Genomic DNA, 25,701 nt, shown 5'->3' on the forward strand with positions numbered 1-25,701 from the left:
TCGGCTGCGCCCGGCGCGCGCGCCGTCGCCCGCCTCTTTCCGGGAGGCCGGAGGGCACGCCGCCCATGGCGGCGCAGCAGCAGCCCTGCTACAAGACCTCAGCTATAGTTGGGGTTTGGCGCATGACCGATCACGGGCTCAAGCGCATGCTGACCGTCGGCGACGTCGCCCGGCGTAGCGGCGTCGCGGTTTCCACCGTGCATTTCTATGAGGCCAAGGACCTGATCCGGAGCTGGCGGACCGCCGGCAACCAGCGCCGCTATCACCGCGCCGTGCTGCGCCGCATCGCCATCATCCGCATTGCCCAGCGCGCCGGCATTCCCCTCGCCACCATCCACGAAGCGCTTGCCGACATGCCGCACGACCATGTGCCCGGCGTCACCGACTGGCAGCGCTTCACCGACACCTGGCGCGCCATGCTGGAGGAGCGCATCGTCAGCCTCACCCAGCTGCGCGACCAGCTGACGAGCTGCATCGGCTGCGGCTGCCTGTCGCTGGAGGAATGCCCCTTGCGCAATGCCGGGGACCGCCTCGGCCGCCAGGGCAGCGGTCCGCGCCGGCTGATCGCGGCGACCGCAGGATCCTGACCTGCAGCCCCGCGAGCGCCCTCTCGGGCCCGTCGTCGTGCCTCAGACCGGCGAAGGCCCGGTGCAGCGCCTCGACCAGCCGGTCTCGATCGTCGGCGCCGGCGTGGACCAGGCCCGATGCGGCTGCACCGCCGAGGAGGCCAGCGAAAACATTGCGCCGGCTGAGGGCCGGCCCGCGACCTTGCCGTCTCCCGCAAGCATCGTCCACCGGTGCTCCGCCCTCTTGCCGTCGCCGCGGCGCCCATCTCCCATGCCGATCGCCGCGAAATTGCCGCGGAGGAGCGAGGGCAGCGAGCCAAGGCTGGCCAAGGACATGCAATGGCCTTCGCCGCGCCTTCCGCTATCCTGGTCAGGCTGAGAATCCGTCGGGCGCGGACATGCCGGTCGCGGCGTCGCCGGCGGAGAGACGAGGAAACAGCCGATGGCTCGCAGGATACCGGATCGTCCAAGGCGGCTTCTGGCCGTGGCCGTCCTCGTCATGGCGACTGCGCTGGCCGTGCCGGCGACAGCGCAGCCATCGCCCGATGGTCTGCGGCGGGCTCTGGCGGCGGGCATGGGCCTGCACCCGTCCTCCGGCGGCCGCCTGGAGGCCGGCCCTGCCATCCGGCAGTTCATCGCCGCGGGCTATGTCGACCGGCGGCCGACGCGGCGCATGGACTATACCGATTATCGCGTGCTGAAGCGGCCCTTCCAGTTCCTCGGCCAGAACCTCCTGGTGATCGAGGAGGAATATATGACGCAATATGTCGGCTGCTGCGTCAGCGAAGGCTCGGGCGCGATCCTGCGCCTCAGCGGCGACCGGTCCGAGCTGACCGCCTTCGCGGCCGCCAACAAATGCCGCGTCAGCATCGACCAGCCCGACATACGCGCGCGACTGGCCGAGCTGGGGCTTGGCCGCGAACCGGGCGAATTCGCGCGGCTGAGCTGCCGGGAGCGCGACATCAACGGCTGATGCGCCCCGCGCGGCGGCGCTTCGGCTCCGCCCGAACGACCGGTCAGCCGCGAGCGGCGGCCCGCACGAATTCGGCAAGCTCCCGGCCATAACGCTCCGGCTCCTCGTAGAACGGACTGTGGCCGCTCGCGTCGAAAACCGAAAGCCGGCTGTTGGCGTGCATCGCCTTGATCCGTTCCGACATGGCGAGACGGACCAGCCGGTCGTGCCGGCCATGGGTCAGGAGAATCGGACCGGCATAGGCCTGGAAGACGGGCTCGAGATCGGCCGTCTCGGTCTTGACGAAACCCTCGCCGACGGCCCGGGCCGCCATGCCGTTGACCACCAGCATGCGCTGCATGTCGGCCGCGCCTGGCGGCTGGTGAAAGCAGGCGGCCAGGAACTCGGCCGTGGCCGCCGTGCGCTCGGCGAGATCGTGCGAGACCGTGGTGCGGCCGAACCTTGCCGAGTCCTCGCCGAGCAGATCCGGCGACAGCCGGGTGACGGCATCGACCAGATTGATGCCGGCAATGCCCGATCCGCCATATTTGCGCAAATAGGCGCCCGCCACGAAACCGCCGAGCGACCAGCCGACGAGGACGGGACGTCGCAGGCCTGCGGCGGCGATGACCGCCGCGACGTCGTCCGCCCACCGATCGGCCTCGGAATAGGCTTCGAGTGCGGCCGGCTTGTCGGAATCGCCATGGCCGCGCAGATCGAAGCTCACGAGGCGGAAGCCGGCGAGCGCCGGATCGGCAAACTGCTTGTCCCAGCTCAGCCGGCTTTGGCGTAGGCCGTGGATGAACAGGATTTCCGGCGACTGCCGATCGCCCTGGGCCTGCCCTGAAAGCTGCGTGCCATCGCGCGAGTGCACCGTGAACAGCGCCGTCGGGGGCGCGGATGCGTCCGCCCGGTCGGACGCCTGCGCCTTGCCGGGCGACCCGGCCGCAAGACCGGCAAGACCGGCCAGGACGACGCGTCGAGAGGGGCTCATCGGCTTTCTCCAAGTTGATTAGCGATTGCTATTCAACCCGTTTGACTCGCTCCGTCAAGGGTTGTTTAGTGAGCGCTATGGCAAGCGAGGCGAAATCACGCGGCGGGCGACCCTGGAGCTTCGACCGCGAGGCGGCGATCGAAACCGCGCTGCGCCTGTTCTGGCGCCATGGCTATGAAGGCGTATCGATCGGCGATCTGACGCAAGCGATCGGCATTGCGCCGCCGAGCCTCTATGCCGCCTTCGGCAGCAAGGCGGGGCTCTACCGGGAGGCGATCGATCGGTACGAACGCAGCTTCGGTCCATGCGACGCGGCGACGGCGGACGCGGCGGGCTCGCTCGCCGAGGCGATCCGGCTGCTGCTGGACAACGCGGCCGATTCGGTGGTCCATCCGGCGCGCGAGCGCGGCTGCCCGATTTCGAGCGGCATGGTGGCCTGCCACCCCGATCATTCCGCACTTGCCCGCGAGGTCGCGGACCGGCGCGAGCGGATGCGCGACAGGATCGCCGACGCGCTGCGGCCCTTTGCCGGTGAGCATGACCTGTCCCGGTTGGCGCGCTACCTCACCGCCGTGATGCAGGGCATGTCGATCCAGGCCAGGGACGGCGCAACCCGGGCGGACCTGCAGGACATCGTCGAAGAAACCATCGCGGGCATTGCCGCGCGCCACGGCAAGGCTGAGATCTAGCGACGGTCCGACGGCCAGCACGCGGGCGCCGTGCCGAGCCGCGCGGCCGGCCGGTCCCAGGCCATCGGGATGCCTTCGATCGTGGCCGGCGGGCGGAGCCGCCGGGCCGGCCCCCACCCGGTCTCTTCGATCGCTTCGGAGAGGTCGTCCGGGCGTTCGGGAGCAAGCGGTGCGGCGTCCGCGGACTGGCCGCCGCCGGAGACGAGGAGTTGTGCCGTGCGCGCGAGCGAAGCCCGTGCTTCGCTGCCCCGCCCGGTGGCAAGCCGCTCGGTCAGGCCGCGAATGACGGCGGTCGCCATCAGGTAGCCGGTGGCATGGTCGATCGCCTGCCCTGGCAACGGCGTCGGCCGGTCGCGGCCGAGCAGGCGCATGCCGGTCTCGGCAATGCCGGTGCTCATCTGGATCAGGCTGTCGAAACCGCGCCGCCCGGCCCACGGCCCGGTCCAGCCATAGGCATCGAGCGAGACGTCGACCAGGCCGGGATTGATCGCGCGCCGGCGCGTGGCATCGAGCCCGAGCCGGACGAGTGCGTCCGGGCGATAGCCGTGGACGACGACGTCGGCTCCGGCGAGCAGCCGTTCGAGCACGGCGCGGTCGTCCGCCTGCTTCAGGTCGAGCCGCGCGCAGCTCTTGCCCAGCGCGACTTCCGGCACCGTCACGGGCTCCTCCCAGCCGGGCGGGTCGATGCGCAGCACCTCGGCGCCGAAGCCGGCGAGGAAACGGGTTGCGATCGGGCCGGCGAGAATGCGGGTCAGATCCAGCACGCGGATCCCCTGCAGCGGCCGACCGGCGGCGAACGGCCATTGCGGCGGACGACCGCCGTCGTACAGCCTCCGGTGCAGCAGCGGCTCGCCATCGACGGCGCGCCCCTGGCTGTGATCCGCCCATTCGACGAGGCTTCGCATCGAAGCCGCGCAGCCATTGTTGGCGACGATCGCCGCCTCCAGGGCCGTCGCCTCCCAGGTCGCGACGGCGCGCTCCACCACCGCGCGATCGGCCACGGTGTCGAGCACGGCGAGAGCCGCGTCGCGGTGATGCGGCGCGTTGGTGTGCAGCCGGATCCAGCCATCGGCGGCCCGATAGTCGCCGGCGATCGGATCCCAGGGCGGCGGCATGGACCAGCCCTGCGGCCGCAGCGAGGTGAGGAACCAGAACGAGGCGAGGCGCCGGTCGACCTGAACCGCGGCAAAGGCGGCCGAGCGCAGCGCGGCGAACTCGGCGACCGCCAGGCTCGCCGCGCCGATCGCGGCTGCGGCGAGATCGGTGACGGGGAACACCGAGGCCAGCGCGCCCGTCCCCGCGCAATCGAGATGGCGCAGATGAACGGCATCGCCGCCCGCGGCCGTCCAGATCGCGCCGAGATAATGATCGGCCGGCTCCCGGCCGGCGCTGAAACCATGGTCGGACATGGCCGCCTCCGTTTCGACAGATCGGCGAGAGCTCGGCGGCGGCGCCGCCATTGTCAATATTGATCAGGCGAATCAACTGCTTCAGGGGAGGCATGCGCCGGCGGCTGCCAGCCGGTCGGACCGGGCGCGGATTGCCGTCGGCGGCAAACTGCCGTTAGCTGGCCGGGCGGCGCGCGGCGGCGCGTCGGGGCACGGGAGGCGGGACAAGCATGGCCGCGGAATCGCACGCAGTCGACCTCCTGCCCGTCGTGGCGCTGCTCGGCGCCGGGGTGATCGCGGCGCCCCTGTTCAAGCGCCTCGGCTTCGGCTCGATCCTCGGCTATCTCGCCGCGGGCGTCGTTATCGGCCCCTTCGGCCTCAGGGTCCTCACCGATCCCGCCGCGATCTTGCATGTCGCCGAGCTCGGCGTCGTGATGTTCCTGTTCATCATCGGGCTCGAAATGCGGCCCTCGCGGCTCTGGGGCCTGCGGCGCGAGATCTTCGGGCTCGGCCTTGTCCAGGTGATCGGCTGCGCGCTGCTGCTGACCTCGATCGGGGTTGCCACCGGCTTTCCCGTCGCGCCCTCCTTCGTCGCCGCGGCCGGCTTCGTCCTGACCTCGACGGCGATCGTCATGCAGCTTCTCGGCGAGCGGAAGGAGACGACGACGCCGGCCGGCCAGCGGATCGTCGCCATCCTCCTGCTCGAGGATCTCGCCATCGTGCCGCTGCTGGCGCTGGTCTCCTTCCTCGCCCCGATCGCGCCGGGCAACGCCGCGGCCGGCGGCGGCCTCAACTGGACCGCGATCGGTCTCGGCCTCGCCTCGATCGCCGGGCTGGTGGTCGCCGGACGCTATCTGCTCGGCCCGTTCTTCCGCGTGCTGGCCCAGGCCGGCGCGCGCGAGGTGATGACGGCTGCCGCATTGCTGGTCGTGCTCGGCGCGGCCTATGCCATGCAGGCGGGCGGCCTCTCCATGGCGATGGGTGCGTTCCTCGCCGGCGTGCTGCTCTCGGAATCGAGCTTCCGCCACCAGCTCGAAGCCGATGTCGAGCCGTTCCGCGGCATCCTGCTCGGCCTGTTCTTCATCGCGGTCGGCATGTCGCTCGACCTCGCGGTGGTCGCCAGGAACTGGCGGCTGATCGCCTTCTATGTCGTCGCCTACATGGTCGTGAAGGCGCTCGTCATCTATGCCGTCGCCCGGCTCCTGAAATCACCGCACCGCGAGGCGCTGGACCGCGCCGTGATGATGGCGCAGGGTGGCGAGTTCGCCTTCGTGCTCTATGGCGCGGCGCTCGCCGCCGGCATCATCAACGGCGCCGAGAACGCCATTCTCACCGCCATCATCATCATTTCCATGGCGCTGACGCCGCTCGCCATGATGGCGCTGCGGCTGGCCCAGCGGCCGGCCGCTCCCTCGACCGACGGCGTCGAGCGGCCCGAGGACCTGCGCGGCACGGTGCTGGTCATCGGCTTCGGGCGCGTCGGCCAGATCGCGAGCCAGCTCCTCCTCGCCGGCGGCCACGACATTTCCATCATCGACACCGATGTCGAGATGATCGCCGTGGCGCGCAGGTTCGACTTCAATGTCTACTACGGCGACGGCACCCGTCTCGACATCCTTCACGCCGCCGGCGCCGGGCGCTCGCGTGCCGTCATGGTCTGCGTCGACGGCATCGAGGACGCCACGCGGATCGTCGAGCTGATCAAGGCGGAGTTTCCCTTCGTGCCGGTTCTCGCCCGTGCCAACGATCGGCGCCATGCCATGGAACTGATCCATGCCGGCGTCGACGGACAGGTGCGCGAGACCTTCGAATCGGCGCTGGTGCTCGGCGGCAAGGCGCTGGAGACGCTGGGGGCGACGCCCGCGACCATCGAAGAGATCACCGCGGAACTTCGCGACCGCGACGAGAAGCGGCTGGAGCTGGAACTGGTCGGCGATCAGATGGCCGGCCGAGCGCTGTTCAGCGGCAAGCCGAACGAAGCAAGGCGTGCCGGCACCGGCCGCCGCGTGACGGACGAGAGCGTGACCGACGAATAGGACGCCGTCGCCCGGCCGGCACGGGCAACCCGCTCGTCGCGCCTCACTGGTGGATCGTGTTGAACACCCGGATGATCCAGTAGGCCTGGTAGACGACATGCACGGTGACGGCCGTGAGCTGGACCCGCCGGTTGGCGAAGATCCAGGCGACCACGCAAAGGGTCAGGCCGAACGGCACCTGCACGAGATAGTCGGCGCTGAGACGCTGCCAGTGCGCCGCGCCCTTGATGATCGTGTCGACGATATCGAGGACGAATGTGGCCGCGAGCAGCGCGAAGAACCAGCGCCGGCGCTTGATGAAATAGTCCTCGTAGCCGTCATATTCGGCAATGTTGTCGGGAAACAGCAGCGCCGCCAGCGAGAAGAGCACGACGGCATAGCAGATCAGGAACAGGAAGACGCCGAAGCTCCAGCGGTCGACCCGGGTCAGGCCGAATTCCCACCACCACCACAGGACCAGTTCGATGAGGATCGACACGGCCCAGGCCATGTGCAGCACCGAGACGCGGTAGCGGCCGGGATGCTGGATGAAGCTGGCCATGCCCATCAGGATCCGGGTGATGCCGAGGCCGATGACCATGCCGAGGACGATCCTCACATGGGAGAAGATTTCCGAATGCGTTGCCGTATCCATGCGTCCTTCCCGAATGGCCGGGTCCGGCATCTGCCCCGCCCCGGCGGCGAGCGCGAGCAAGTGTCGAAGATCACAAGGATCACTAGCAACTTATCGGCGCGCGGTGGAGCCTCGAATTCGACTTTCGGCGTCAGGATCTGGCGGCCTTGGCCGAGCCGCACCGGCACCGCGCCGGCGCCGGTGCCGCCCGGTCCGGGCGGCTGGACCTAGCCGAGTTCGCGCGCGGCCGCTCCGACATGCAGGGCGAAACCGTTCGCCGTGGGCGGGGCGAGCCCGGGCTTCAGCTCCATGGTCGGAACGAGGTAGTCGCCGCCGTTCTGCTGGCGGTAGGCGATCGGCGGCGTGGTCTCCAGGGCCGCAAGGCGCTGGCGCAGGGCGCTTGCCGCGGCGCCGAAGGCGGCCTCGCCGAGCAGGTCGACCTTGTAGGCGACGAAAGGCGGCAGGACCTCGTAGCCGGGATAGTGCAGGATGCCGTGATTGATCGGGAACAGAAGGTCGTCGATCGGCCCGTTGATGCCGCGGGCGGAATAGTGCTCCGGCCAGCCGCCGGCCGTGACGATCAGCATGGCGCGCTTGCCCGCCAGGGTGCCCTCGCCATAGCGGTCGCCCCAGCGCTTGTCGCTGTGCTCGCCGACGCCATAGGCGAAGCCGTAGGAAAAGACCCGGTCGACCCAGCCCTTCAGGATCGCCGGCATGGTGAACCACCAGAGCGGGAACTGCAGGATCAGGAGATCGGCCCAGCGGAGCTTCTCCTGCTCGGCCGTGACATCGGGCGTCAGCTCGCCGGCGAGGAAGGCCTGTTTCGAGGCCCGGCTCGGCTGCAGCGGCCGATCGCCGTCGAGACCGGGAAAATCGGCGCGGTCGACCGCCGGTTTCCAGCCGGCGGCATAGAGATCGGACACCTGCACCTCGTGGCCGCGGGCGCTGAGTTCGGCAACCGCGACATCGCGCAGCGCGCCGTTGAACGAGCGCGGCTCGGGATGAGCAAAGACCAGCAGGACCTTCATGGATGGCTCTCCTCGGAACGGAACAATCGCGCAGGACATGGACGCCCGGTACGCCATCCGGTAGATGCGATGAATGGATAGGATTATGCCGACAAATGGATAGATCCGACATCACGCTCGATCGCATGCGCACCTTCGTGCGGGTTGCCGAACGCGGCAATCTTTCGGCGGTCGCGCGCGAACTCGGGCTCGGCCAGTCGACCGTCACGCGCCAGCTGGCCGAGCTCGAAGCGGCGGTCGGCGTGCCCCTGCTCTCTCGGACGACCCGCCGCGTCACGCTGACCGACGAGGGCCGCCGCTATTATGCGAGCAGCGTGCAGATCCTGCGGCTGGTCGAGCAGGCGCGCGACGAAGCCCGTGGCGAAGGCGGCGCGACGGCCGGCACGATCCGCATCTCCTGCACCGCCGCCCTGGGCGTCCTGCATGTCGCGCACCTCGTCTTCGCGTTCCAGGATGCCCATCCCGGCATCGGCGTCGACCTCAGCCTGACCGACGAGCGCGTCGATCTCGTCAAGGAGGGCGTCGACATGGCCCTGCGGCTCGGCCCGCTCACCGACAGCGCCGCGAAGCTGAAATCGCTCGGCAGGTCGCGCCGCGTGCTGGTGGCCGCACCGGACTATCTCGCCCGGCGCGGCCGGCCGGCGGCCCCGGAGGATCTCGCCGCCCACGACGTCGTCAGGATGTCGAACATAGCCGGCAGCGACAGCCTCGCCTTCACCGGGCCGGACGGCACCGAGCGTCGTGTCGCCGTGCGCAGCCGCCTGAGGCTCGACCACGGCCTTGCCGCGCGCGAGGCGATCGCCGCCGGCCGCGGCATCGCTCCGGCGCATCTCTGGCTGGTCGATGACCTCGTGCGCGCCGGCAGGGTGGAGGTCATCCTTGCCGATTACGCCCTGCCCGCCGTGCCGCTGAGCATGCTGATCGTGCCCGAACGGGCCGGCATCGCCCGGGTACGCCTCGCCATCGATTTCTTCACCGCGCGGATCGGCGCCATTCCCGGCATCGAGCCGGCGCGGTGATCGTTGGGCACGCGCCTGGGGATCATCGCCAGGACGCCTGCCCGAGGCTGGTGCCGGGGCCTTCGGCATCGGACAATCGGCGCGCATGGACGCGGTGCGAGGCTTGGATATGCGACTGGATCTTCAGACCCTCCGGTATTTCGTATCGGTCATCACCGAGGGCAGCATCGCGGCCGCCGCCAAGAAGCAGAACATCTCGCCATCGGCCATCAGCAAGCGGCTGTCCGACGCCGAGGCGATGCTGGGCGTGACGCTGTTCGAGCGCACGGCGCGCGGGCTCGAGCCGACCACGCCGGCCTTGACGGTGCTGCGCCACGCGACCCGCATCCTGCAGGACGTCCGCATGATCGAGGATGACATCCTCGACTATACGCGTGGCGGCATGGGCAATATCCGTGTCGCCTCGACCATGTCGGCCGTCTGCCTGCATCTGCCCGATGCCTTGCGATCCTTCTCCGAGCGCTATCCGCGCGTCGGTTTCCAGATCGACGAGCTGAACAGCGCCGAGATCGTCAATTCCGTCCGCGATCAGAAGCACGATGTCGGTTTCGCCTTTCACAGCGGCGGGGACGACGATCTCGAATTCATCCCCTTCGTGACCGACCAGCTGGCGGTGGTGATGCCGAGCGACCACGCCCTCGCGGCGCGAGCGGAGCTCCGCTTCGACGAGGTCCTGTCCTACGATCTCGTCGGCCTGCGCCCCGGCAGCGACCTGTCCCGGCGCCTGGAGACCGAGGCATTGCGGCTCAACGCGACGCTGCGCGTACGCACCCGGATCAGTTCCTTCGACGCCGCCCTGCAGCTCGTCGGAGCCGGCCTCGGCGTGTCGATCATGCCGCTCGGCTATATCGGCCTGCTCGGCCAGCCCGACCGCTTCTGCGCCGTGGCCTTGCGGGAGGACTGGGCCGCGCGCCAGATCTGGATGATCTTGCCGCGCCGTGGCTACATTTCCGAACCGTCGAGACTGTTCGTCGAGGCGACGCGCGAACGCTTTGCCGGCAAGGGACCGGCGCGCTCGTGCGGGCCGGCCTGACCGGCCGGTTCCGGACCCCACAGCCCGGCCGCTTCAGCCTCGCCCGCTGGTGGCCGGCGCCAGGATGTCGAGCGCCGCGAGCACGGCATCGCCCATCCCGTTACAATCCACCTGCCGGCCACCGGCATGCATGATGTCGATGGTCCGCGCACCATCCGCCAGCGCCGCTTCGACCGCCGCCTCGAGAAGGTCCGCCGCCTGCGGGGCGTCGAGACTGAAACGGAAGGCGAGCGCGAGGCTGAGGATGGCGCCGAGCGGATTGGCGATGCCACGGCCGGCAATGTCGGGCGCGCTGCCGTGGACCGGCTCGTAGAGCCCCTGCCGGCCGGCGGCCTTGCCGCCGAAGCGCAGCGAGGCCGAGGGCAGCATGCCGAGCGATCCGGTGATGGCCCCGGCTTCGTCCGACAGGATGTCGCCGAACAGGTTCTCGGTGACGATCACGTCGAACTGGCCGGGCCGGCGCATCAGCTGAAGCGCGCAATTGTCGACCAGCATGTGCGCGACCGCGACCTCGGGCCTCGCCGCTGCCTCCTCCAGCATGACGCGCCGCCAGAGCTGGCTGGTTTCGAGCACGTTCGACTTGTCGACCGAGGTCAGCCGGCCCGACCGCGTCGCCGCGACCTCGAGCGCGGCCCGCACGATGCGGCGGATGCTGGCTTCGCTGTAGCGCATCGTGTTGATGCCGGTCCGGGCGCCGTCGGCATCGGTCGAAATGCCCCGCGGCTCACCATAATAGAGCCCGTCCGCCAGTTCGCGCACGATCAGGAGATCGACCCCGCGCGCCAGAGCCGGCACGAGCGGGCAGATCGGTTCGAGCGACGGCCAGGTGCGGACCGGGCGCAGATTGGCATAGAGATCCAGCTCCTTGCGGATCCGCAGCAGCCCCTGCGAGCGCACGATGTCGAGTGGAATATCGTCATAGGCATCGCCGCCGATCGCGCCGAACAGGATCGCCCGGGAGGCACGGATCGCCGCGAGCGTCTCAGCGGTCATCAGGCAACCGTGGCGCTCCCAGACCTCGAGGCCGAAGGCGATCCGGCGCAGGCTGAGCCTCATGCCTCGCCCGATGAACCATTCGGCGATACGGCAGGCCTGATCAGTCACCTCCCGCCCGATGCCATCGCCGGGGATGACCAGAAGTTCCAGATCTTGCGTGTCGGCTTTTGGCATGGAGAAAGTCCGTTCGATAGGTTTCCGGCCGCCATCGGCAGCCGGTCGGAAAGCCTTTCCGCAAGGCTCCGGAAACAGGTTCAGGTGTCCCGCCGCGGAGCATGGGACGGGGACGAAGCTTCCAAGGACATGCGTGGCTTTGAGGCGAGCCTCGAAGGACGGCCAAGCCCGATGCCGCTCATCTCGGCGAAGCAAGGAACTCCTCTGCTATCGTTTCGCCGGCACCCGACGAAATCGCCGCCCCAAGCATCAGATGCGGTAGATCCAGGGGCGGCTTGCCTGGTCGCGCACCTGGAAGGCCGCGATGTCGGCTTCGTCGCGCAAGGTCAGTTCGATCGCATCCCAGCCGTTGAGCAGGGCGGCGCGCGAACGCTCGTCGATGGCGAAGGAAATGGGGGCGGCGCCGGCCCGCGTCACGGTGCGGGCGCCGAGATCGACCGTCAGGTGCGGCGTGTTCGAACCGGGCGCGATCGCGGCGGCGAGCTCGGCAACGATCTCATGCGGCAGGGTGATCGGCAGCAGGCCGTTCTGGATGCAGTTGTTCTCGAAGATCTCGCCGAAGCTTGGCGCGATGATGCAGCGGATGCCGAAATCCCAGAGGCTCCAGACCGCCGATTCGCGCGAACTGCCGCAGCCGAAATTCGGCCCCGCCACCAGGATCTGCGCCGCGCGATAGCCGGCCCGGTTGAGGATGAACGCGTCGTTCTCCGTGCCGTCGGCATGATAGCGCAGGCTCTCGAAGGCATAGGGGCCGAGCGCGCCGCGGCGCAGCGCGACCAGCCGCTCGACGCGGACGATCATGTCGGTATCGACATTGGCGCGCGGCAGCGGGGCGGCAATGGCCTCGAGCCGAGTGAAGGGCTGCAAGGTCATGCTCCCATCTCGCGCACGTCGACGATGCGGCCCGCGAGCGCCGCGGCCGCGGCCATGATCGGGCTCGCCAGATGCGTGCGGGCACCCGGTCCCTGGCGCCCGACGAAGTTGCGGTTGGAGGTCGAGACGGCCCGCTTGCCCGATGGCACCGTCTCGCCGTTGGCGGCGAGGCACATCGAGCAGCCGGGTTGGCGCCAGTCGAAGCCCGCCGCGCGGAAGATCGCATCGAGGCCCTCGGCCTCGGCGGCGCGCTTGACCTCCTCGGAGCCGGGAACGACCCAGGCCGCGACATGGGCCGGAACGCGGCCGCGCCCGCGGAGGACGCCGGCCGCCGCGCGCAGGTCCGAAAGCCGGCCGTTGGTGCAGGATCCGATGAAGACATAGTCGATCGGCAGTCCGTTGATCGGAGCGCCCGGCTGCAGACCCATATAGTCGAGGGCCGCACGCATGGCCTCGCGCCGGGCGCCCGGCGCCTCGCGCTCCGGATCGGGGATCGTGGCGGTCACCGGGACGACGTCCTGGGGGCTCGTGCCCCAGGTCACCTGCGGGGCGACCGTCGTGACATCGAGCGTGATCTCACGGTCGAAGACGGCGTCCGGATCGCTCTTCAGCGTGCGCCAATGGGCGAGCGCCGCCTGCCAGTCGGCACCTTCGGGCGCATGGGGGCGACCCTTCAGATAGGCGAAGGTCGTTTCGTCGGGTGCGATGAAACCGATCTTCGCGCCGAACTCGACCGAGAGATTGCAGATGGTCATCCGCTCCTCGATGGTCATCGCCTCGACGACCGGGCCGGCATATTCGATCGCATGACCCGCCCCGCCATCCGTCCCGATCGCGCCGATCAGCGCGAGGATGATGTCCTTGGCTTCGACACCGAAGCCGCGCCGGCCGGTCAGCAGGACCCGCATCGTCGCCGGGCGGCGCTGGACGAGGGTCTGCGTCGCCAGCACGTGGACGATCTCGGAGGAGCCGATGCCGAAGGCGAGCGCCCCGAGCGCGCCCTGCGTGCAGGTATGGCTGTCGCCGCAGACGATGGTCGCGCCGGGCAGCGTCAGCCCCGTCTCCGGGCCGATGACGTGGACGATGCCGTGCCGGCCGCCGCCGATCTCGAAATTGCGGAACCCGTAGGCCGCCGCGGCGGCGCGCAGCGTCTCGATCAGCTTGCCGCCGCCGGCCAGCAGCGCGCCCGCGCGATCCGGGCGGGTCGACACCGCGTGATCCGCGGTGGCGAGCGTCAATTCGGGATTGCGCACCGTGCGGCCCTTGCCCGCAAGGTCGTCGAAGCAGGGCGCGCAGAGATCGTGGACGAAATGCCGGTCGATATGCAGGAGGTCGTAGCCCTCGCCCAGCGGCTTGACGACATGCAGCTCCCACAGGCGCGCGAACAGGGTCTTTGCGCTCATGACGGGTTTCCCGGATCGCGCGATCGACGGCGCCCGGTCACCGGACGGCCTCGACGAACCGGTTGTCGAAGACGCCCTTGGGATCGATGGCCGCCTTGGCCACGACAGGGTCCATCTCGGCGAGGAACCTGACGGCCGTTTCGGCCGCCGCGAGGTCCATGACCCCGGTCGGCGAATAGGTCGCCTTGTTGTTGCGGATGACCTCCGTATAGAGCGGCTTGTCGCCGAGCTGGTAGTCGGCGGGCATCAGCGCGACGATCTCGTCCGGCGTCGCCTTGGCGATCCAGTGCAGCGTCTTGACGAAGGCCGAGACCAGCGCCTGCATCGTCGCCGGATTGTCCTGGATCGCCTTCTGGCCGGCGAGCAGCACGGCCGCCGGATAGGGACCGCCATAGATCTCCTGCGTGCCTTCGGGCGTCCGCGTGTCGAGCATGATCTCCACCTTGCGGTCGCGCGCCAGCATGGTCACGACCGGCTCGACCTGCACGATCGCGTCAACCCGCTTCTGGTCGATCGCCGCAACCACGCTGGCGCCGACCCCGACCCCGATGACCGAGACGGAATCCTTGGCGAAGCCGTTCTTTTCCAGCAGGTGGCTGAGCAGGAAATGCGTGCTCGAGCCGGGGCCGGTCACGCCGATCGGACGTCCCCTGAGGTCGCCATAGCCCTTGATCTGGTCGGCAAGGTCCGCCCGCTTGGCGAGAACCAGCGCCGGATACCGGCCGAGCTGGACGATCGACTTGATCCGCTGCCCCTTGGCCTGCAGGTGAACGGCATGGTCGAAATAGCCGACGGTCGCATCGACGCTGCCGCCGACGAGGGCCTGGATCGCGCGCGAACCGCTGTTGAAGTCGTTGATCGCGACGGTCAGCCCCTGCTCCTGGAAATGGCCCAGCCGCTCGGCCGCCGTCAGGACCAGATAGTTGGGCGAGGACTTGCCGCCGACCGAAATGGTGACGGCCGTCTTCTCGAGAGCCCGCGCGCGGCGCGGCGCGGCAAGACCCAGCGCGGCGGCCGACAGGAGGCCGAGGCCGGCGTCGCGCCGGCTGATCGCCGCTCCCTCCGTGGTCGCCGCCGTGTCGGCGTGGCCGCCGGCGGGCGCGTGAACGATCCCGGGCAAGCCGGCTTCTGGATGGCGCGATGTCGTCATGATTCCTCTCCCCTGCTGGTGCGGCGGGTCTGCGCCGGCCGGCTTCCTGGCTGCTAGGCCTGCGACGAGGTTCCGTGGTTGGGGCTCCAGACCAGGACCTTGCGTTCGATCCGCGTCATGACGGCATCGAGCGTCAATGCGAAGGCCGACAGCACGATGATGCCGGCAAAGACGGTGTTCACGTCGAACACGCTTTCCGCCTGCAGGATGAGATGGCCGACGCCGCGCGAGGACCCGAGATATTCGCCGATCACCGCGCCGACAAAGGCGAGGCCGATCGCATTGTGCAGGCTGGAGAACACCCAGCTCGCCGCCGACGGCAGATAGACGTAGCGCAGCATGTGCTTCTTCGAGGCGCCGAGCATGCGGGCATTGGCGATCAGCGTCGGGCTGACCTCGCGCACGCCCTGATAGACGTTGAAGAAGACGACGAAGAGCACCAGCGTCACGCCCAGCGCGACCTTCGACCAGATGCCGAGGCCGAACCAGATCGCGAAGATCGGCGCGAAGATGACCCGCGGCATGGCGTTCGCGGCCTTGATATAGGGTTCGAAGAGGCGCGACCAGAACGGGCTCAGCGCCAGCCAGAGGCCGAGCACCATGCCGAGGATCGCGCCGATCGCGAAGGCGAACAGCGTCTCGGCGAGCGTCACCAGCAGGTGGATATAGATCTCGCCCGAGGTGAACCAGCGGCCGATGACCCCGAAAATATGGGCCGGCTCGCCGAAGAAGAACGGCGAGATGAGGCCGCGGCTGCTGAGCACCTGCCAGAGCGCGAACAGCCCGCCGACGATGACGGCGTGGTAGAGGCCGAAATGCAGTCTTGTCTGGTTCTTCATGTCCTGCCCCGGCGCCGTCAGCGCTTCGACTGGGCGTAGCCCTTGAGCACTTCCGCGCGCAGGGCGTCCCAGATCATGGCGTGCTGGTCGGCAAAGGCGCGCGTATGGCGGATTTCGGCGACGTCGCGCGGCCGTTCGAGATCGATCGGGAATTCGGCGATCGGGTGCGATCCCGGGCCGGCGGCCAGCAGGATCACGCGATCCGACATCGAGATCGCCTCCTCCAGATCGTGGGTCACGAACATGATCGACTTGCGATCCTCGGACCACAGCGACAGAAGCTCGTTCTCCATCAGCGTCCGCGTCTGGATGTCGAGGGCGCTGAACGGCTCATCCATCAGGATGATGCGCGGGTTCTTGATCAGCACCTGCGCCAGCGCGACGCGCTTGCGCATGCCGCCGGACAGCTGGTGCGGATAGCGGTGGCCATGGCCGCCGAGGCCGACGCGCTGCAGCCAGTCCTGCGCGCGCTCCTCGGCCTCGTCGGCGCCGACGCCATCGAAGACGAGGCCGAGCTTGATATTGTCGATCGCATTGTTCCAGGGCATCAGCGACTCCGCCTGGAACAGGTAGCCGGCCCGCTCGTTGCGGCCGGTCAGCGGCGCGCCGTAGATCTCGACCTCGCCCGAGACGGGCGCGGCCAGTCCGGCGGCAATGTTGAGCAGGGTCGACTTGCCGCAGCCGGTCGGGCCGACGATGGAGACGAACTCGCCGTCGGCGATCGTCAGGTCGGTTTCGCTCAGCGCCTGGAAGGACTGGCCCGATGCGCTCCGAAAGCGCTGCGTGACCTGTCGAAAGGTGATGGCGGCTGGCCCGGCCGGGGCCTGCGGGAGCGTTCCGGACCATGCCGGTTTCGACGTTGCGGCATCGGCAGGAGCCAAGATGACATTCCCCCTGTTGCAATTTTGAGGAAAGCTAGCACCCGCACCATCGTTCCAAAAAGTGATCCTTCCTCAATGAGCCATCTCCATTCGAGATGGCTTGGATCGACCCCCGAAAACCGGAGCGCAGGCATCCCGTGGCGGGGTCGATCCTCAGCGACCTCCATGGCGACCCTTGGGACCCCTTGCAGTCCGGCGCGGGATGGGGCCGATAGGGCCGGCGCGATCTTCAGCGTGCCGGGACCGGACGAGGTGAGTGCGATGGCCTTGAACTGCGCCGACTTCTATGACGCGGAACTCGCCCGCCACAATGGGCACTTCCAGGCCGCCGCCGATGTCGGATGGGCCGACCGGGTGCTGGATATCGGCTGCGGCGCCGGCCAGACGGCACGCGAGGCCGCCCACCGCGCCGTGGACGGCCGTGTGCTCGGCATCGATACATCGGCGGACATGCTGGCGATCGCGCGGCAGCGCTGCGCCGGGGACGGATTGCGCAATGTCGTGTTCGAGGAGGGCGACGCGCAGTCCCATGCCTTCCCGGCCTCGGGTTTCGACCTCTGCATCAGCCGGTTCGGCACCATGTTCTTCGCCGATCCGGCGGCGGCCTTCGCCAATATCGGCAGGGCGATGCGGCCCGGCGCCCGGCTGGCATGGATGGTGTGGCAGAGCCAGGACCGCAACGCCTGGTCGGTCGCCATCCGCGAGGCCCTGGGCCTGGACGCCGCCGCCGCCAGGACCCTGCCGGCCTTTTCGCTCGGCAATGTCGCGGCCGCGACGGAGCTTCTGCGCACGGCCGGCTTTGCCGCGATCGCCTTTGCCGAGGTGCGCGAGCCGGTTTTTTACGGTCCGGACGTCGACGCGGCATTCGATGCCGTCGCCGGCTTCCAGTTCGTCAGGCAGGCGCTTGCAGACACGAAAGAGCCGCCCGGCGCGCTGTCACAACGGCTGCGCCACGTGCTGGCGGCGCATGCGACCGCCGAGGGCGTGCTCTTCGATTCGCGCGCCTGGATCATCACGGCGCGCCGCCCGCCCCTGCCATAGCGTTTTCAAGCGAAGTGGGCACCGGTTCGCGTGAAGAAAACGCGTCAAAAAAGTTGGCTTGCCTTCAGCCGCCGCGCAGCATCTCGCCGAAACGACGGGTGCTGCGCGTGATGAGCTCCTGGGCGGCGGGCGACCAGCGGCCCATGTCGAAGAAGCCGTGGATCATGCCGGGGCCGGCCATGTGTTCGACCTTGCCGCCCGCCGCGCGCAGGGCCTCGGCATAGGCGGCGCCGGAATCGCGCAAGGGATCGAATTCGGCGGTCACCACCAGGGCCGGCGGCAGGCCGGCGAGATTTTCCGCCCGCAGTGGCGCGAGGCGCGGATCCAACCCATTGCCGAAGCCGCCGGCATAATGGTCGTAGAACCAGGCCATCGTGGTGGTTTCGAGCAGATAGCCCCTGCCGTTCGCCTCGACGCTCGGATAGACGGCCGCGGCATGATCGACGGCCGGATAGATCAGGAACTGCGCCGCGAGCGGAATGCCGGCATCGCGCAGCTGCTGCGCCACGACGGCCGAGAAATTGCCGCCGGCACTGTCGCCGGCGACGCCGACGCGGTCGCTGCCGCCGAGCGCCGCGGCATGGGCAACCACCCAGCGGGTTGCCGCCAGCGCATCCTCGATGCCGGCGGGAAAGGGATGTTCGGGCGCCAGGCGATAGTCGACCGAGACCACCACCGCTCGCGCGCCGCGGCAGATGTCGCGGCACATATTGTCGTGCGTGTCGAGATCGCCGATGACGAAACCGCCGCCGTGGAAGAAGGCGACGGTCGGGAACGGGCCCTCGCCCTCCGGCCGGTAGAGGCGCGCCTTCAACGGGCCGGCCGCGCCATCGACGATGGCGTCCTCTACGCTGGCGACCGGCACGACCTCCTCGGGCTTGAGCGTGCCGGCCGTCAGCGCCCGATAGGAGGCGCGCCCTTCCGTGGGCGAACCCTCGGACATGGGTTTGGCTTCGGGGACCGCGAGCATCGCAAGGACATTGGCAAGGTGGGTGTCGAGCGCCATGGCTGTATCTCCCCGGACTTCGTGTTTTCGTTGAATGTGACGGCCCCGCAGGGCCGCGGCCGACGTCAGCGATAGGTCAGTGCGGCCTCGTCGGGCCGCACGGCAGGCAGGGTGGCGGCCTCCTCGGCATATTCGAGCAGGTGCTTCCAGGGCGCGCGGTCGCCTTGCCGGAACAGCCGGTCCTGGGCGCGCATCACGTAGCCGGCGTTGAAATTGTCCGGATCCATCCAGGGCAGGCGCGGCATGCCGGCATCGGCCGCGGTGAGCCGCGGCTCGACCACGGCGCGGCCTTCGCGCCGCATATGGTCGATGACGCGGCACATGAGATCGCTGATCAGGTCCGCCCGCAGCGTCCAGCTCGAGCGGAAATAGCCCATGACATAGGCCATGTTGGGCACGCCCTCGATCATCACGCCGCGCCAGGTGACGCGCCGGGTGAAATCGACCGCCGTGCCGTCGACGCTGAACGGCACGCCGCCGAAGAGCTGCATGGTGAAGCCGGTGGCGGTGACGATGATGTCGGCATCGAGATGCGCGCCGCCGCCGAGCTGGATGCCGGTCGCATCGAAACGCTCGATCGTGTCGGTCACGACCGATGCCTTGCCCGAGCGGATGGCGGCGTAGAGATCGCCGTCCGGCGTGATCGCGATGCGTTGCTGCCAGGGGCGATAGGCCGGGTTGAAATGCCGGTCGATGTCGAAGCCCTCGGGCAGGCGGGCACCGGCCTGCTCGATGAACAAGGCCCTGAGATCGTCGGGCTGCTCGAACGACATGCGGATGATTTCCGCGCCGCGGGCGATATGGGCGCGCCGCATGATCTCGTGCATCCAGTCGTCGGGCAGGTTCAGCGCCCGCAGCGGCTCCTCCAGCGGATGGGTGCGCGGATCCGCCGAAAAGAAGGTCGGCGAGCGCTGCAGCATGGTGATATGGCCGGCCTTGTCCGCAAGGGCCGGGATCAGGGTGGCGGCGGTTGCGCCGGACCCGATGACGACCACGCGCCGGCCCGTGCAGTCGAGATCCTCGGGCCAGTGCTGGGGATGCACCACCCGACCCTGGAAATCCGCCATGCCGCGCCATTGCGGCGTGTAGCCCTTGCCGTGGTCGTAGTAGCCGGCGCACATCCAGAGGAAGCGCGCGGTGACCGTCAGCGTCTCGTCGGTGTCGGTGCGCACCACCGTCAGCGTCCAGCGCTGGTGCTGCGACGACCAGTCCGCCGCGGTCAGCTTGTGCCGGTAGCGGATATGCGGCGCGAGATCGTTCTCGGCGATCACCTCGCCCAGATAGGCGCGGATCTCGTCGGCGGTCGCGATCGACCGGCCGCGCCAGGGCTTGAAGCTGTAGCCATAGGTATAGAGGTCGCTGTCGGAGCGTGCGCCGGGATAGCGGTGCGTCCACCAGGTGCCGCCGAAGCCGGCCATCGCATCGAGGATGGCGAATGTCGCCTCCGGAAAGCGCTGCCGGAGATTGCAGGCGGCGCCGATGCCGGAAATGCCGGCGCCGACGATGAGGAAATCGAAATCCGCGCGATCGAGGGCCGGAGCAGCCGCGTGGCCGGTTGCCGTATCCGAAAGAGTGCCCATGAGACCTGTCTCCTCCTGATTTTGGGGCAGGCGAGCCCGGCTGAAAGGATAGGTTCAATGTGCCGGCGGATCTTGCTTTCATGTGACAGGGTTTTGATGTCGCGCGACAGCAGGTGCCCGATGCAAGGCGATCCGAAGCATCTGAACGTCGTCCGGGCCGCGGCCCTCGCAGGCTTCGGCGACCTCGTCAGCCGCCTTGGCGGCGATCCCACCGCCATCCTCAGGTCCTGCGCGCTGGACCCGGCCGCCCTCGCCGATCCTGACCGCTCGCTGCCCTACCGCAACGTGACCAGGGCGATCGACATGGCGGCGCGCAACCTCGCCACGGCCGATTTCGGCCTGCGCCTCTGCGCCCTTCAGGACGTCCATTCGCTGGGCCTGCTGGCCCTGGTCATGCAGTCCGCCTCGAGCGTCCGCGAAGCCATGATGCTGGGCGCGCGCTATGTCTATTTCCACAATTCGGCGCTCGGCTACCGCAGCTTCATGGATCCCGGCGGCGAACTGGAATGCCTGGAAGTGTTCCAGCGCCTCGAAGCGGATGCCGAAATGTTGCAGGTCACCGAGATCTGCGTGTCCTACCAGTGCCGCCTGCTCGTCCTCCTGTCCGGCGGTGCGGTGCGCCCGGCCGCCATTCATTTCCGCCATGCCCCGATCGGCAGCGAGGCGCAATATTGCCGGCATCTCGGCCAGATGCCGCGCTTCAACGCCGCCTTCGACGGCGTTTCGGTGAATTCGCTGGCCTGGCGGCGGCCGCTGCCGCCCAACGACCGGTCGCCGCAGCACAACCAGCTGCTGCAGCGCTTCGTCGGCGGCTTCCTGATGGGGCTGTCGCCGCCCCGCGTGCAGCCCGTCGCCGACCAGGTGCGCAACGTCCTCGGCAATCTCGTGCGCACCGACATGACCGATCTCGGCACGGTGGCGCGCGTCCTCGGGCAGCATCCCAGGGCCTTGCAGCGCCGGCTCAAGGCCGAAGGCGCAGCCTTCGAGGATCTGCGCGACGCCGCGCGCAAGGAATGGGCCCGCCAGCTGCTGCTTCAGCAGGGCCTCGGCCTCGCCCAGGTCGCCGATCTCCTCGGCTTCGCCGATCAGTCCGTCCTGACCCGCGCGTGCCAGCGCTGGTTCGGCGCGACACCGAAACGGCTGCGCCGCAATGCCGCGGCGCCGCTGGCGGAACTCGTCTGGACGGACGCGCCACCGCGCATCCGCTCAACGTCCGGAACGCATCAGACGCGGCGTACGCCCCAGAACACCGAGAACGGCGACTTGACGAAGCCGGTCAGGTCGTCGCGGAACGCTGCGGGCTGATAGTACTGGCAGGCCGGAATGAACGGCACCGAGGCGAAGGCCTCGCGCTGAACCGCCTCGCTGACCCGCCTGCGCTCCGCCTCGCTGCCGGCGTCGAGCCATTCCGACCGCAGCGCCTCGCGCGCCGGCGAGCTCGGCCAGCCGATCCAGCCGTTCGGCCCGCTGGCCGAAAGCGGGTTGCTCAGCGGGGTTGCGACCGGCAGCCCGTTCCATTGCACGGGAAAGCAGCTCCAGCCGCCCTGGTCGACAGGCTCCTTCTTGTTCCGGCGCGCCACCATGGTGGCGAGGTCCATCGTGTCGGAGCGCACATTGAGGCCGACCTTCTTGAACAGGTCGGCAGCGACCTGCGCGACCGCGCTGAGCGGCGCGACATCGCTCGGCTCCATCAGCACGACCGGCTCGCCGGCATAACCGGACGCGGCCACGAGCTCCCGGGCGCGGGCGATGCTGCGCGGGCTCGTCAAGGCCTCCATGCCGACCGTCGAGGCGGAAGGCGATCCCAAGGGAAAGAAGCCCACCCCGGTCCGTCCGAGATCGTCCTGGTCGCCGACGATCGCGCGCACGAAATCGGCCTGGTCCACCGCCGGCAGCAGCGCACGCCGGAGCTTTTCGTTGTTGAACGGCGCCTGCAGGTGGTTGAACACGAGCATATAGACCGTGCCCATCGGATCGAAGGGCTCGACCTTCACGCCGCGCGCGCGCTTGAGCGAGGGAACGAGATCGAGCAGGGGCTGCTCCACCCAGTCGACCTCGCCGGTCCGCAACGCCGCCGCGGCGGTCGCCGGGTCGGGCTGGATCGACCAGTGGACCCGGTCGAAATGGGCGACCTTGCCGCCGGCATAGCAGTCCGGAGCTTCCTGTCGCGGCCGATAGCCGTCGAAGCGGGCATATTCGGCCTTCACGCCGGAAACCCACTGGTCCGGCAGGAACCGGTAGGGCCCGCTGCCGACGAACTCCGTGATGGCCTTGCTCGAGGGCGTCGCGGCCATGCGCTCGGGCATCATGAAACAGGCGGAGGTGCCGGCCAGCGCATAGAGCATGGGCGGATAGGGCCGCTTCAGCCGGATCCGGAAGCGCCTGTCGTCGAGCGCCGCGATCTCGTCCATGCGCGCGGCGAGCAGCTGGCCGAACGGGTTGCGCTCGGCCCAGCGCCGGATCGACATGACGCAGTCGGCCGCCCGGACCGGCTCGCCGTCATGGAACATCAGGCCTTCGCGCAGCGTGAAGGTCCAGGCCAGCCCGTCGTCCGAGACCTCGCTGCCCTCGCACATCTGCGGCTTCGGCGTCAGGGTCCGGTCGACGCCATAAAGCGTGTCCCAGATCATGAAGCCGTTGATGGTCGCCATGGTGGCCGTGCTCCACACCGGGTCGGGGTGGGCGAGATTGGCCTGCGGCACGAAGCGCAGGATGCGCGCGGCGGCCGGCTGGACCAGCGCCGGCGTCGAAAGCGCGGACACCGCGCCGCCGGCGGCGACGCCCATCACGAAATCCCTGCGCCTCATGGTTTAGTCCCCCTCTCGGTTTCTGGTGTCCCGGACCGGCGCCTTCAGTGCGGATCCAAGGGATGGATCGGGCGCCGGACCTTGCGGAAATCGAACTTCGAATAGTCGAGGCTGGCATAGCCGGCGCCGTTGCATTCGAGGATCTCGCCGGCAATGGCGCCGAAGGTCGGCCGATACTGGATCTTCGACTTGATGATCAGGTAGCGCTCGCTGGTCGGCTCGATGCCGACGAATCGGAACATGGCGAGGTCGAGCGGCTCGCAGCGTCCCTCGCTGACGATCAGCTTCAGGGCCCCGGTATCGAGCACCACGGTGCGGCCGAGGTCGATGACCGAGCCGGTGAAGACCGGCCCGCGCACGGTGAAGCGGCCGTCGGAGATCGTGCGGACCGTGCCCCGGAGCGTCAGCGGCCCGCAGGAGCCGCCGACCGGCGACAGGTCGGTCCGGCCGCCGACCGGCAGCTCGACGACCGCGCCGACCCCGGCCTCGATCATGCGCGCCACCGCCACGGGATCGGCGATCGGCCCGGCGGCGATGCCGGTCAGGCCCTGGGCGAGCGCCTCGGCGATGACGTCCATGGAATCCTGGGTGCCGCCGGAATTGCAGTTGTCGGCATGGTCGACCAGAAGCACGGGCCCGGCTGTCGCCCGCCGGGCCCGGGCAATGGTGTCGCCGAGCGGCTCGAACGCCATCTGGAAAGCGTCCCGGCGCGCCCAGGCGGCCTTGCGGATCGTCTCGCAGATGGCCTCGGCCCGGGCGGCGTCGCCGTCGGTCATGGCGATGACGGACATGCCGGTGTCGGCGCAGTCGGCCAGCGGGAAGCCGCCGAAGACACTGACGGCGAGCGCGCCGTCGGCCTCAGCCTTGGCCGCCATCGCCATGATCTCGGCCATGGCGCCGCTGTCGGTCGCCATGCGGATCATGTTGGGCATGATGCGGCAATGGGCATAGGCGAGCGTCGGGCGGATCTCGCCGCGCATCGCGGCAATGAGGGTTTCGGCCGCGCGCACGCCCGTCTCGACGATGTCGACATGCGGATAGGTCCTGTAGCCGACGAGCGTGGTGCAGTTCTCGATCGTCCGGGCGGAGATATTGCCGTGGAGGTCCAGCGCGACGGCGATCGGGACATCCGGCGCGATGGCGCGGACGCGGGCGAGCAGCTCGCCCTCGCCATCGCCGAGATGGCTCGTCACCATGGCGCCGTGAAGCTCCAGGAACACTGCGTCACAGCCCTCGCGCACGGCGCGGCAGAGGGCATCGGCCATCTGCTCGTAGGCCGCCTCGTCGACGGCGCGCGAGGGCTGGGCATTGCCGGCCACCGCCATGACCACCTCGGCCCCGGCCTTCTCCGCGACCGCCAGCATGCCGGTCATGGACCGGCGCCCGGCCTTGACCCAGGCAAGGGCTTCCGCCCCGTGGCGCGGCCCGCCCGGCCCGAAGCGGTCGAGGCCGGTCGGCAGCGGCGAGAAGGTGTTGGTCTCGTGGGCGATGACGGCTGAGACGATCTTCATGGCAATGCCCTTCACTGCGCCCGATGGGCCGGGGACGGCGCCGGGCCGCCCTCCGGCACGGCGACCATGGCGGACGTGTCGAAGGCGAGGCCGACCGTCCGGCCGATCTCGGGCGCGCCGCTATAGCCGCTCACCGCGGGCAATTCGATGAGAACGACGGTTCCCGCCGGCGTGCGGACGAGGCAGTGCAGGACATTGCCGACATAGGACCGCTCGGTGACGACGCCGGTGAGCGCGGCCGCGCCCGGCTCGGCGAGGCGGATGCGATGGGGCCGGATGGCCACCTGGACCGCGGCGCCGGGCGCGATCTCCGTGGTCCGGCGCACCGCGCTTTCGCCGCCCTCCCAGGCGACGCGGATGGCCCCGCCCTCGGCCGCCCGGGCCGTGGCGGGGAAGAAGTTGCTGCGGCCGAAGAAGTCGGCGACGAAATGGCTCACCGGCGCCTCGAACAGGGTCTCGGGCGTGCCGTGCTGGACGATGCGGCCGCGCTCGAAGATGGCGATGCGGTCCGACATGGTCAGCGCCTCCTCCTGGTCGTGGGTCACGTAGAGAAAGGAGACACCGAGATCGCGGTGGAGCGAGCGCAGCTCCCATTGCAGCTCCGCGCGGAGCTTGCGGTCGAGCGCGCTCAAGGGTTCGTCCAGCAGCAGCACCTTCGGCTTGTAGACGAGCGCCCGGGCCAGCGCGACGCGCTGCTGCTGGCCGCCGGAGAGGGCGCGCGGCTTGCGGTCGGCATAGGGCAGCAGCTGCACGCGCTCGAGCGCCGCCCTGACCTCGGCGTCGCGCTCGGCCCGGCCGAGCCCGCGCACGTCGAGCGGGAAGGCGACGTTCTCGGCGACCGTCATGTGCGGAAACAGCGCGTAGCCCTGGAACACCACGCCGAAGCCGCGCCGTTCGGGCGGTTCGCCGGCAAAGTTGCGGCCGCTGATCCGGATCTCGCCGCTGTCGAGCTGGACGAAGCCGGCGATCGCCATCAGCGTGGTCGTCTTGCCCGAGCCGGACGGGCCGAGCAGGGTGAGGAACTCGCCCGCCGCCATGGTGAAGCTGACGCGGTCGAGCGCTGTGACGCCGCCATAGCGCTTGACGAGATCGACGACCTCCAGATCCTGCGGATCGGCCATG

At 69.3% G+C, this 25,701-nt stretch carries 24 protein-coding genes; 8 read left to right on the top strand and 16 right to left on the bottom strand.

The genetic code is table 11. The features are described from left to right. Positions 1 to 122 precede the first annotated feature (122 nt). On the top strand, positions 123 to 587 hold the full coding sequence (gene soxR / locus OZ671_RS15475; protein ID WP_268861582.1) for a redox-sensitive transcriptional activator SoxR: 465 nt from the start codon (positions 123 to 125) through the stop codon (positions 585 to 587). Positions 588 to 629: 42 nt separating this feature from the next. Here the strand turns inward: soxR and OZ671_RS15480 are convergent, their stop codons facing one another. Further along, positions 630 to 902 carry a hypothetical protein gene (locus OZ671_RS15480; RefSeq protein ID WP_268861583.1) on the bottom strand — a complete coding sequence of 91 codons (273 nt, stop codon included), beginning with the start codon at positions 900 to 902 and terminating at the stop codon, positions 630 to 632. Positions 903 to 1,008: 106 nt separating this feature from the next. Here OZ671_RS15480 and OZ671_RS15485 point away from each other — a divergent pair, with 106 nt between their 5' ends. Further along, positions 1,009 to 1,539 (top strand): hypothetical protein, encoded by a 531-nt coding sequence (locus OZ671_RS15485; protein WP_268861584.1) that lies wholly within the window; start codon positions 1,009 to 1,011, stop codon positions 1,537 to 1,539. A gap of 43 nt (positions 1,540 to 1,582) precedes the next feature. On the opposite strand, the gene OZ671_RS15490 is transcribed toward OZ671_RS15485, so the two are convergent. After that, on the bottom strand, positions 1,583 to 2,512 hold the full coding sequence (locus tag OZ671_RS15490; protein ID WP_268861585.1) for an alpha/beta fold hydrolase: 930 nt from the start codon (positions 2,510 to 2,512) through the stop codon (positions 1,583 to 1,585). Between the two features lie 77 nt (positions 2,513 to 2,589). Here OZ671_RS15490 and OZ671_RS15495 point away from each other — a divergent pair, with 77 nt between their 5' ends. Next, a complete protein-coding gene (locus OZ671_RS15495) occupies positions 2,590 to 3,201 on the top strand; it encodes a TetR/AcrR family transcriptional regulator (protein ID WP_268861586.1) in 612 nt (203 codons plus the stop codon). Here the strand turns inward: OZ671_RS15495 and OZ671_RS15500 are convergent. Beyond that, positions 3,198 to 4,610: a CoA transferase gene (locus OZ671_RS15500; protein ID WP_268861587.1), complete on the bottom strand. Its 1,413-nt coding sequence runs from the start codon at positions 4,608 to 4,610 to the stop codon at positions 3,198 to 3,200. The genes OZ671_RS15495 and OZ671_RS15500 overlap by 4 nt on opposite strands. A 209-nt stretch (positions 4,611 to 4,819) precedes the next feature. On the opposite strand from OZ671_RS15500, the gene OZ671_RS15505 reads away from it, so the two are divergent. After that, positions 4,820 to 6,625, top strand: a complete 1,806-nt coding sequence (locus OZ671_RS15505; RefSeq protein WP_268861588.1) for a monovalent cation:proton antiporter-2 (CPA2) family protein — start codon at positions 4,820 to 4,822, stop codon at positions 6,623 to 6,625. 43 nt (positions 6,626 to 6,668) lie between these two features. Here the strand turns inward: OZ671_RS15505 and OZ671_RS15510 are convergent, their stop codons facing one another. Continuing rightward, on the bottom strand, positions 6,669 to 7,259 hold the full coding sequence (locus OZ671_RS15510) for a membrane protein (RefSeq protein WP_038303717.1): 591 nt from the start codon (positions 7,257 to 7,259) through the stop codon (positions 6,669 to 6,671). A gap of 206 nt (positions 7,260 to 7,465) precedes the next feature. Next, positions 7,466 to 8,266, bottom strand: coding sequence for an NAD(P)H-dependent oxidoreductase (locus OZ671_RS15515; RefSeq protein WP_268861589.1), 801 nt, complete (start codon positions 8,264 to 8,266; stop codon positions 7,466 to 7,468). 95 nt (positions 8,267 to 8,361) lie between these two features. Between OZ671_RS15515 and OZ671_RS15520 the strand changes: the two genes are divergently transcribed. Then, complete coding sequence (locus tag OZ671_RS15520) at positions 8,362 to 9,285, top strand: LysR family transcriptional regulator (RefSeq protein ID WP_268861590.1); 924 nt, start codon at positions 8,362 to 8,364, stop codon at positions 9,283 to 9,285. A gap of 109 nt (positions 9,286 to 9,394) precedes the next feature. Continuing rightward, entirely contained in the window at positions 9,395 to 10,318 is a 924-nt protein-coding gene (locus OZ671_RS15525; RefSeq protein ID WP_268861591.1) for a LysR family transcriptional regulator, read from the top strand. A gap of 33 nt (positions 10,319 to 10,351) precedes the next feature. Here OZ671_RS15525 and leuB read toward each other — a convergent pair whose 3' ends face one another. The 6 genes from leuB to OZ671_RS15555 form a co-directional block, all read right to left on the bottom strand. Beyond that, on the bottom strand, positions 10,352 to 11,488 hold the full coding sequence (gene leuB / locus OZ671_RS15530; RefSeq protein ID WP_268861592.1) for a 3-isopropylmalate dehydrogenase: 1,137 nt from the start codon (positions 11,486 to 11,488) through the stop codon (positions 10,352 to 10,354). A gap of 249 nt (positions 11,489 to 11,737) precedes the next feature. Then, on the bottom strand, positions 11,738 to 12,361 hold the full coding sequence (leuD, locus tag OZ671_RS15535) for a 3-isopropylmalate dehydratase small subunit (RefSeq protein ID WP_268861593.1): 624 nt from the start codon (positions 12,359 to 12,361) through the stop codon (positions 11,738 to 11,740). Further along, the gene (gene leuC, locus OZ671_RS15540) at positions 12,358 to 13,764 is read right to left on the bottom strand and encodes a 3-isopropylmalate dehydratase large subunit (RefSeq protein ID WP_268861594.1); all 1,407 of its coding nucleotides are present in this window, start codon (positions 13,762 to 13,764) and stop codon (positions 12,358 to 12,360) included. Before leuC ends, leuD begins: the two co-directional genes overlap by 4 nt. 37 nt (positions 13,765 to 13,801) lie before the next feature. Continuing rightward, positions 13,802 to 14,914, bottom strand: coding sequence for an ABC transporter substrate-binding protein (locus OZ671_RS15545; protein WP_268861595.1), 1,113 nt, complete (start codon positions 14,912 to 14,914; stop codon positions 13,802 to 13,804). 53 nt (positions 14,915 to 14,967) lie between these two features. Then, positions 14,968 to 15,753, bottom strand: a complete 786-nt coding sequence (locus tag OZ671_RS15550; RefSeq protein ID WP_268861596.1) for an ABC transporter permease — start codon at positions 15,751 to 15,753, stop codon at positions 14,968 to 14,970. A 17-nt stretch (positions 15,754 to 15,770) separates the two neighbouring features. After that, on the bottom strand, positions 15,771 to 16,634 hold the full coding sequence (locus OZ671_RS15555; protein ID WP_442957087.1) for an ABC transporter ATP-binding protein: 864 nt from the start codon (positions 16,632 to 16,634) through the stop codon (positions 15,771 to 15,773). Between the two features lie 261 nt (positions 16,635 to 16,895). Between OZ671_RS15555 and OZ671_RS15560 the strand changes: the two genes are divergently transcribed. Then, entirely contained in the window at positions 16,896 to 17,675 is a 780-nt protein-coding gene (locus tag OZ671_RS15560; RefSeq protein ID WP_268861597.1) for a class I SAM-dependent methyltransferase, read from the top strand. 64 nt (positions 17,676 to 17,739) lie between these two features. Here OZ671_RS15560 and OZ671_RS15565 read toward each other — a convergent pair whose 3' ends face one another. Together OZ671_RS15565 and OZ671_RS15570 are read right to left on the bottom strand one after the other, a co-directional pair. Next, on the bottom strand, positions 17,740 to 18,681 hold the full coding sequence (locus OZ671_RS15565) for an alpha/beta hydrolase (protein ID WP_268861598.1): 942 nt from the start codon (positions 18,679 to 18,681) through the stop codon (positions 17,740 to 17,742). Positions 18,682 to 18,746: 65 nt separating this feature from the next. Further along, complete coding sequence (locus OZ671_RS15570; RefSeq protein ID WP_268861599.1) at positions 18,747 to 20,261, bottom strand: flavin-containing monooxygenase; 1,515 nt, start codon at positions 20,259 to 20,261, stop codon at positions 18,747 to 18,749. Between the two features lie 120 nt (positions 20,262 to 20,381). Between OZ671_RS15570 and OZ671_RS15575 the strand changes: the two genes are divergently transcribed. Continuing rightward, on the top strand, positions 20,382 to 21,566 hold the full coding sequence (locus OZ671_RS15575; RefSeq protein WP_268861600.1) for an AraC family transcriptional regulator: 1,185 nt from the start codon (positions 20,382 to 20,384) through the stop codon (positions 21,564 to 21,566). On the opposite strand, the gene OZ671_RS15580 is transcribed toward OZ671_RS15575, so the two are convergent. Genes OZ671_RS15580 through OZ671_RS15590 form a run of 3 tightly spaced genes read right to left on the bottom strand, consistent with a single transcriptional unit; the run spans position 21,485 to position 25,700 of the window. Then, positions 21,485 to 23,068 carry an ABC transporter substrate-binding protein gene (locus tag OZ671_RS15580; protein ID WP_268861601.1) on the bottom strand — a complete coding sequence of 528 codons (1,584 nt, stop codon included), beginning with the start codon at positions 23,066 to 23,068 and terminating at the stop codon, positions 21,485 to 21,487. The genes OZ671_RS15575 and OZ671_RS15580 overlap by 82 nt on opposite strands. A gap of 44 nt (positions 23,069 to 23,112) precedes the next feature. Further along, the gene (locus OZ671_RS15585; RefSeq protein ID WP_268861602.1) at positions 23,113 to 24,579 is read right to left on the bottom strand and encodes a M81 family metallopeptidase; all 1,467 of its coding nucleotides are present in this window, start codon (positions 24,577 to 24,579) and stop codon (positions 23,113 to 23,115) included. Positions 24,580 to 24,590: 11 nt separating this feature from the next. Then, positions 24,591 to 25,700, bottom strand: a complete 1,110-nt coding sequence (locus OZ671_RS15590) for an ABC transporter ATP-binding protein (RefSeq protein WP_268861603.1) — start codon at positions 25,698 to 25,700, stop codon at positions 24,591 to 24,593. Between the last annotated feature and the right edge of the window lies 1 nt (position 25,701).

This window comes from Phreatobacter sp. AB_2022a, from assembly GCF_026847585.1.
GTDB lineage: Bacteria > Pseudomonadota > Alphaproteobacteria > Rhizobiales > Phreatobacteraceae > Phreatobacter.